This window comes from Amnimonas aquatica (assembly GCF_002943415.1).
GTDB lineage: Bacteria > Pseudomonadota > Gammaproteobacteria > Pseudomonadales > Moraxellaceae > Perlucidibaca > Perlucidibaca aquatica_A.
Genome location: NZ_PTQZ01000368.1, coordinates 1 through 1,129, shown reverse-complemented (window position 1 = coordinate 1,129; position 1,129 = coordinate 1). Strand labels below are relative to the sequence as shown.

1 protein-coding gene is annotated in these 1,129 nt (G+C 67.1%); it reads left to right on the top strand.

What is annotated here, in order from left to right; translation table 11 throughout:
* Positions 1–104 precede the first annotated feature (104 nt).
* Positions 105–1,004 (top strand): UTP--glucose-1-phosphate uridylyltransferase, encoded by a 900-nt coding sequence (locus C5O18_RS10055; RefSeq protein WP_206389856.1) that lies wholly within the window; start codon positions 105–107, stop codon positions 1,002–1,004.
* Positions 1,005–1,129 lie beyond the last annotated feature (125 nt).

Sequence of the window (1,129 nt, the reverse complement as noted above, 5' to 3'; positions counted from 1 at the left end):
GGGGGGGACTCATGGTGCCGGCTTTGTTAGTATCCTGTAATCTCACAGATGGCCTGTTAGCGTTAGCATGGGCGTTGTCAACTGATTGCAGAGTGTCCACAACCTTGATCTCTACCGTCGTTCTTCCCGTTGCCGGTCTCGGCACCCGTTTCCTTCCCGCCACCAAGTCCGTGCCCAAGGAGCTGCTCCCTGTCGTGGACAAGCCCTTGGTGCAGTACGCCGTTGAAGAGGCTTTCCGGGCCGGCATCCGTCATGTCGTGCTGGTCAGCTCGCCGGTGAAGCAGGCGCTGGAGCGCCATCTGCAGCCGGCCGATCCGGGGCTGGTGGCCGAGCTCGAGGCCAAGAACAAGCAGGACCTGCTGGCCGCGCTGCGCTCGGCCACGCCCGAAGGGCTGACGCTGTCGGTGGTTTACCAGCAGCAGGCGCTGGGCCTGGGCCATGCCGTGCTGTGCGCCCGCGAGGTGCTGGCGGCCACCCCGGAAGGTGAGAAGCAGACCTTCGCGGTCATGCTGCCGGACGACTTCATTGACGCGCCCCAGGGCGAGGCCGGCTGTCTCGCCGACATGGTCGCACTGCACGGGCGCACCGGTGCCTGGTCGCTGGCGGTCGAGGAAGTGCCGCGCGAACAGACCGACAAATATGGTGTGGTGTCGCTGACGCAGAACGCGGCCGATGATCCGGCCCGCATGGTCGCCATGGTCGAGAAGCCGAAGCCGGCCGATGCCCCCAGCAACCTGGCGGTGGTTGGCCGCTATGTCCTGCCGGGCGACATTTTCGCGGCGCTGGCCGAGGTGAAGCCGGGTGCTGGCGGCGAAATCCAGCTCACCGACGGCATTGCCGCCCTGCTGGCCTCGCACGACATTCGCGCGCACCGCTTCACTGGCGTGCGCTACGACTGCGGCAGCAAGCTGGGCCACATGAAGGCCAACATGGCACTCGCCCTGCGTGATCCGCAGCTCGCCGGTTCGCTGAAGTCCTGGCTCAACGGCAGCGGGCTGCTGTGAGCCTGTCTCCCGAGGCTGCGGGGCGCGATTGCCGGACCAGGCTGCCGGCCTGGCAGCGTCTGCAGGAGAGCCTGGCGGTCTGGCGCACGCGTCACCTGCGCGAGGTCTGGTCTGACGAGGGCGAG